Annotated in this window: 5 protein-coding genes; 3 read left to right on the forward strand and 2 right to left on the reverse strand. The window is 71.7% G+C overall.

Annotated elements, in window-relative coordinates:
* On the forward strand, positions 1 to 2,098 hold a 2,098-nt coding region (locus LQ222_RS25790), incomplete at its 5' end, for a mechanosensitive ion channel domain-containing protein (RefSeq protein WP_230169748.1).
* Positions 2,095 to 3,612 (forward strand): M81 family metallopeptidase, encoded by a 1,518-nt coding sequence (locus LQ222_RS25795; RefSeq protein WP_230169749.1) that lies wholly within the window; start codon positions 2,095 to 2,097, stop codon positions 3,610 to 3,612. The genes LQ222_RS25790 and LQ222_RS25795, both read left to right, overlap by 4 nt.
* 76 nt (positions 3,613 to 3,688) lie before the next feature.
* On the opposite strand, the gene LQ222_RS25800 is transcribed toward LQ222_RS25795, so the two are convergent.
* Positions 3,689 to 5,143: a GntP family permease gene (locus tag LQ222_RS25800; RefSeq protein WP_230169750.1), complete on the reverse strand. Its 1,455-nt coding sequence runs from the start codon at positions 5,141 to 5,143 to the stop codon at positions 3,689 to 3,691.
* 4 nt (positions 5,144 to 5,147) lie between these two features.
* On the reverse strand, positions 5,148 to 6,194 hold the full coding sequence (locus tag LQ222_RS25805) for a patatin-like phospholipase family protein (RefSeq protein ID WP_230169751.1): 1,047 nt from the start codon (positions 6,192 to 6,194) through the stop codon (positions 5,148 to 5,150).
* Positions 6,195 to 6,412: 218 nt separating this feature from the next.
* Between LQ222_RS25805 and LQ222_RS25810 the strand changes: the two genes are divergently transcribed.
* On the forward strand, positions 6,413 to 6,667 hold a 255-nt coding region (locus LQ222_RS25810; protein WP_230169752.1), incomplete at its 3' end, for a hypothetical protein.

Consider the following 6,667-nt stretch of genomic DNA (forward strand, 5'->3'; position numbering starts at 1 on the left):
GGCCGGGGCCCCGCCGGCGCCGGGCGCACCCGCCGCCACGCCGGCCCCGCCCGCACCTGCCGCCGCGCCGGCCGCGCCCGAGGAGCCCGCGATCCTGGCGCCCAATACGCTCGGCGCCCAGCTCCTCCAGGGCGCGTCTCAGCGGTTGTCCGGCCTGTCGGAACAGCTGGTCCGCACCGTGCAGACCATCGCCGACCTGCCCGCCATGGTGGCCTGGCTGTCCTCCATGGCGCGCGACCCCGTGACGCAGTTCCGGGTGATCGACGCCTTCTGGAAGCTGCTGCTGGTGCTGGGCCTGGGCCTGGCGGCGGAATGGCTCGCCGTGCGGGTGCTGAAGCGCGCGCGGGATGCGCTCGATTCGCGCGCGCCGGCGGAAGGCGAGCTGTTCGGCTGGCTGCGCCGCGTGCCGCTGGTGATCGCGCGGCTGTGCCTGGACCTGCTGCCGATCGCGGCCTTTGCCATCGTCTCCTATGGCGGGATCGGGCTGGTCGGGCCGCTGCCCACGACCGAGCTGGTGATGCTGACGGTGAACAACGCCTACATGGCGTCGCGCGCGGTGATGGTGGGTTCGCGCATGCTGCTCTCGCCGGCATCGCCGATGCTGCGGCTGTTGCCGGTGGCGGATGAGACGGCGGCCTACATCACGGTCTGGCTGCGGCGCATCACCTTCGTGCTGGTGGTCGGCTACGCCACCGCCGAGGCCGGGCTGCAGTTCGGCCTGCCCTGGACGGCCTATGATTCCATCCTGCGGGTCTGCCTGCTGCTGGTGACGCTGTTCCTGGTGATCGTCATCCTGCAGAACCGCGGCGCGGTGTCGGATGCGCTGCGCGCGCGCGAGCTGGCGGAGGGCGAGGCACCGACGGCGTCGCGCCGCACGCTGCGCGCGGTGCGCGACCGGCTTGCCGACATCTGGCACATCGTCGCCATCGCCTGGCTGATGGCGGCCTGGGGCGTCTGGGCGCTGGAGGTGCAGGGCGGCTTCTGGCGGCTGTCGCGCGTGTCGCTGCTGACGCTGGTGGTGCTGGGCGTGGCGAAGCTGGTCGACCTGGCGATGCGCCGGGTGCTGGCGCGCGCCTTCCGGATCACGCCGGACCTGGCGCGCCGCTATCCGGGGCTGGAGTTGCGGGCCAACCGCTACCTGCCGATCCTGAAGGGCACGTTCTCGACCATCATCACCGGGCTCGCGCTGCTGTTCCTGCTGGAGGCCTGGGGCCTCGATGCCTTCGCCTGGTTCGGGCAGGGCAAGCTGGGCAACCGGCTGGTGGGGTCGCTGGCGTCGATGGGCTTCACGCTGCTGGCGGCCATGGCGGCCTGGGAGGCGGCGAATGCCGCGATCCAGCGCCACCTGGTGAGCCTGTCGCGCGACGCCAAGGCGGCGCGATCGGCGCGCGTGCGGACCCTGCTGCCGATGCTGCGCACCGCGCTGATGGTCACCATCATCGTCATCGTGGCCTTCATCATCCTGACCGAGATCGGCGTGAACGTGGCCCCGCTGATCGCCGGTGCCGGCGTGCTCGGCATCGCCATCGGCTTCGGGTCCCAGACGCTGGTGCGCGACGTCATCACCGGCATCTTCCTGCTGTTCGAGGACGCGCTGGCGGTGGGCGACGTGGTGCAGGTGGGCGGCCTGTCGGGCGTGGTCGAACAATTGTCGATCCGGTCCATCAAGCTGCGCGCGGTGGATGGGTCGCTGCACATCATCCCGTTCAGCGCCGTGACCACCGTGACCAACATGACGCGCGACTTCGCCTTCGCGGTGATGGACGTGAACATCGCCTATGGCGAGGATACCGACCGCGTCACCGACGTGCTGCGCAACGTCGCCTCCGAGATGCGCGAGGATGCGAAGTGGCGCCCCGCGATCCGCGACGACCTGGACGTGATGGGCGTCGAGCGGCTGGGCGATTCCGGCGTGGTGCTGCGGGTGCGCTTCAAGACCGAACCGTCGCAGCGCTGGGCGGTGGCGCGCGAATTGAACCGCCGCGTCAAGAAGCGCTTCGACGAACTGGGCATCGAGATCCCGTATCCGCACCAGAAGCTGGTGATGGAGCAGGGCGCGCAGCATCCGGCCGCGCCGGCGCGGGCGGCCGAGGAGTGACGCGCGCGCCGCGCATTGCCCTCGGCGCCTTCATGCTGGAGAGCAACGGCCACGCGCCGCCCGCCACCCGCGCGGAATTCGACGCTGCCTGCTGGCTGGAAGGCGCGGCGCTGGCGGAGGACCTGGCACGGCCCGCACCGCGCGCCCCGACCGCGCTGACCGGCTTCATCCGCGCCATGGATGGCGGCCGGCCCTGGGTGGCCGTGCCGCTGGTCGCGGCCGGCGCCGGCGCCTCCGGCCCGATGGAGCAGGAGGTCTTCGACGAGCTGCTGCACCGCATGGAACACGGCCTGCGCGCGGCGATGCCGGTCGATGGCGTGTTCCTGTCGCTGCACGGCGCGGCGAGCGCGACGGTCGAGGTCGATCCCGACGGCGTGCTGCTGGCGCGCCTACGGGCGGTGGTGGGCCCCGATGTGCCGGTGATCGCGACACTCGACCTGCATGCGAATGTCTCGCGCGCCATGGTCGACCATGCCGATGTGCTGGTCGCCTTCGTCACCAACCCGCATGTCGACATGGCGGAACGCGGCGCCGAGGCGGCCGCCGCGATGCGCGCCATGCTGGGCGGGATGCGCCCGCGCAGCGGCTTCGTGAAGCTGCCGATGATCCCGCCCGCCACCAGCCAGAACACCGATGCCGGGCCCTATGCGGATGCCATCGCCTTCGGGCGCGGTTTCCTCGACCACGAGGTGATGAACATCTCGATCTCCTCGGGCTTCTCGCTGGGGGATACGCCGAAGAACGGGCTGTCGGTTGTGGTGACCGCGCGCACCGATGCCGCGCGCGCGCAGGCCGTGGCGCAGGAGATCGCGCGCTTCATCTGGGGATCGCGCGGGCGCTGGGTGGCGAAGCTGCTGCCGCTGGCCGAGGCGGTGCGCCGCGCGACGGCGGCCGGCGCCGATGCCGGCGCGGCGCCGTTGCTGCTGGCCGACGTGGCCGACAATCCCGGCGGTGGCGGGCGCGGCAATACCGTCTGGATTCTGGAGGCGTTCCACGCCGCCGGGGTGCAGGGCGCCGTGCTGGGCGTGTTCAACGACCCGGAGCTGGCGGCGGAGGCGCATCTGCTCGGTCCTGGCGCGCGCTTCACCGCGCATTTCAACCGTGTCGAGACCAATCATTTCTCCCACGGCTTCGAGGCCGCGGCGGAGGTGGTGGCGCTGCATGACGGGCGCATCATCGGCCGGCGCGGGATCTATGCCGGGCGCGAGGTGGAGATGGGTCCGATGGCGCTGCTGCGCCTCGATGGCCTGCTGGTGGCGGTGGCCACGCAGCGCCGGCAATTGTGCGAACCCGCCATGATCGAGGCGCTGGGCATCGACATCGCCCGGGTACGATCGCTGGTGGTGAAGTCGCGCGGCCATTTCCGCGCCGGCTTCGACGAGCACTTCACGCCCGACCGCATCCTGGAGGTGGATGTGCCGGGCCTGACCACCGTGATGCTGGACCGCGTCCCCTGGCGCGCCGTGCCGCGGCCGATCTGGCCGCTGGATCCGGCGCTGGACTGGGCGCCGTAGCGGCCGTCAGGCACCGTTTGGGAATGCCGGTGCCGGACAGCGGCATGCGCCGCTCGGCGGATTCTCGACCGGTCGCTCAGAACGACCCGACCAGGCTGCCCAGCGCGATCACCACCGCCAGCGCCAGCATCGCGCCGACGATCGTCGTCATCACGATGTCCAGGTAGCTGTCGCGGTGGTTCGACCCGCAGACCGCGAACAGCGTCACCACCGCGCCATTGTGCGGCAGCGCGTCCAGCGTGCCGGCGGCGATCACCGCGACGCGGTGCATCAGCCCGGGGTCCAGCCCGATCTGCGCCGCCAGCGCCATGTAGGTCGGCCCCAGCGCATCGAGCGCGATGGTCAGCCCGCCGGAGGCCGAGCCCGTCAGCGCCGACAGGATCGTCACGGCCGAGGCCAGCGACACCAGCGGCCCGCCGCCGATGCCCAGCACCCAGTCGCGCACCGCCTCGAAGGCCGGCATCGCCGCCACCACCGCGCCGAAGCCGACCAATGAGGCGACCGAGAAGATCGGCAGCACGGAGGCATTGGCGCCCGCATCCATGGTCGCGCGCAGCGACGGCAGGCGCCAGCCGCTGACCGCGAGCAGCACCAGGATGGCGACGAACAGCGCCACCGCCACCGACCACACGCCGGCGACTGCGCCGAGCGTGGTGCCGCCCCAGCGCGGCTCCGCCAGGAAGGCGGCGTCCATGCCGGGCAGCACGACCAGCGACATGACCAGGTTCACCGCCACCACCACGACCAGCGGCAGCGCGGCGAGCCCCACCGGCAATTCCTTCTGCGTGGTCTCGCTGCGATGGATCTCGGCGGGGTCGAATTCGCGCGCGGTGCTGGCGCGCTCGCGGATGATCGGGTCGTCGGCCACCGCATCGACGGATGGCGGCGGACCGTCGCCGAAGCCCTCGCCGGCGGCACGCGCGCGCGCTTCCTGCCGCTGCATCCACCACAGCCCGAAGCCGAGCATGATGACGGAGGCGATGATGCCCAGCCCCGGCGCCGCGAAGGCCGTGGTGCCGAAGAAGGGCATCGGGATGGCGTTCGGAATCGCCGGCGTGCCCGGCATGGCGGACATGGTGAAGGTGAAGGCGCCGACCGCGATCGCGCCGGGCATGAGGCGGCGCGGGATGCCGGCCTCGCGGAACAGCGCGGTGGCCATGGGGGCGAGCACGAAGATCGCAACGAACAGCGACACGCCGCCATAGGTGACGGCCGCGCCGGCCAGCGCCACCGACAGGATGGCGCGCTTGGGCCCCAGCGTGACCGTCATCCAGCGTGCGATGGTGCCGACCGCGCCGGAATCCTCCATCAGTTTCCCGAACAGCGCGCCCAGCAGGAACAGCGGGAAGAACTGCGCGACGAAGCGTGCCGCGGCGTTCATGAAGGTCTCGGTCCAATGCGCCAGCAGCGGTTCGCCGGCGAAGGCGGCGGCGATCAGCGCCGCGGCGGGGGCGAGCAGCAGCACCGACCAGCCGCGATAGGCCAGCGCGACCAGGACCGCGAGGCCGACGAGGATGCCGATCAGCCCCATCGGCTCACACCTTCTCCAGCAGGTATTCGATCGGCAGCGTGGATCGCTTGCCGAGCGCGTCGCGATGCTGCGCCAGGAAGGCCTCGGCCGCGCGGCGGCCTTCGTCGCGCAGCATGGTCAGGAAGTCCCATTCGGCGTTCAGCTTCGACGACGCCCCCAGCTCCGCCAGCAGCGCGGATTGCACCAGGTGGACGCGCATGCGCGCCCAATGCGCGGTCTTCTCGTTGCCGGCATCCGCCACCGACCGCAGCAGCGCCATCATCTGCAGTTCCTTCAGCAGGACCGCGTTGAAGGCGACCTCGTTCAGCCGGTTGAGGATGTCGCGCGCCGATTTCGGCACGCCCGGGCGCTGCACCGGGTTGATGCCGATGATGATGGTGTCGTCCGACACGCATTCGTCGATCAGCGGGGTCATGGTCGGGTTGCCGGAATAGCCGCCATCCCAATAGGCCTGGCCGTCGATCTCGACCGCCTGGAACATCATGGGCAGGCAGGCCGAGGCCATCAGCGCGGCGGGCGAGACATCGTGGTTGCGGAACACCCGCGGCCGGCCGGTGTGCACGTTGGTGGCGGTGATGAACAGCTTGACCGGGGATTGCGGCAGGCGGTCGAAATCCACCACATCCGCCAGGATCGCCGCCAGCGGGTTGGGCATGCCGAAATCGAGGTCGTAGGGGGAGAAGATGCGCGTCGCGATATCCATCGCGAGGTAGGCGGGCGAGGTGTCGAGCGTCCAGCGCCCCAGCAGCACATCGAGCGGGCCGCGCTTGAGCGGGCTCATGGCCGCGGCGTCCGACACCTTCTTCCAGAAGCGCGCCAGCGCGTCGCGCGCGCCATCGGCGCCACCGGCCAGCAGGCCGTGCGCCAGCACCGCGGCGTTCATCGCGCCGGCCGAGGTGCCGGAGGCGGCCTCGATCTCGATCCAGTCTTCCTCGAGCAGCCGGTCGAGCACGCCCCAGGTGAAGGCGCCGTGGCTGCCGCCGCCTTGCAGGGCAAGGTCGATCAGCAGCGTGTCGCGGGCCCCGGCGGGGCGGGCGGGCTTCCTGGCCATGCTGTCGCATCTCCGTGGGCGGCCACGCGCCCGTGGATTTGTGCAGTGCACAAAATCGGCCGGACACTAGACCGGTTCGCGGTCGGGTGGGAAGCGTGCAGCATCGGGGGGACGGCACGCACAGGCCGGGCATGCCTGGCATATGACAGCCTGTTCCCGCCATGCGGGTCGGTCGGTCACGCTGCGGTCGGCGACGGGCGGGGCGGAAGGACAGCGGCATGACACGCAAGATAGCCTCGCGAACCGGTGCCGCGATCGTCGCGGGGCTCGTGGCCCTGCTGCCGGGCATCGTGGCGGCCCAGGGCAGCGATGCCGCGGTCATCGCGGAACTTCGCCGCCAGCTGGAGGAGATGCGCCGGCGGCTCGAACAGCTGGAGGCGCGCAGCGCGCCGGCCCCGGCCGCGCGCACGCCGCGTGCCCCCGTGGTGGCCGCCGCGCCACCGGCGCGCCGCGGCGCCGCGCAGGTCGAGGCG

This window comes from Roseomonas sp. CECT 9278, assembly GCF_918698155.1.
Classification (GTDB): Bacteria; Pseudomonadota; Alphaproteobacteria; order Acetobacterales; family Acetobacteraceae; genus Neoroseomonas.

What these genes read in the sequence shown, in the direction of transcription:
- LQ222_RS25800 (WP_230169750.1), bottom strand. Translation starts at nt 5,143, where the DNA reads ATGGGGCTGATCGGCATCCTCGTCGGCCTCGCGGTCCTGGTCGCGCTG.
- LQ222_RS25805 (WP_230169751.1), bottom strand. Translation starts at nt 6,194, where the DNA reads ATGGCCAGGAAGCCCGCCCGCCCCGCCGGGGCCCGCGACACGCTGCTG.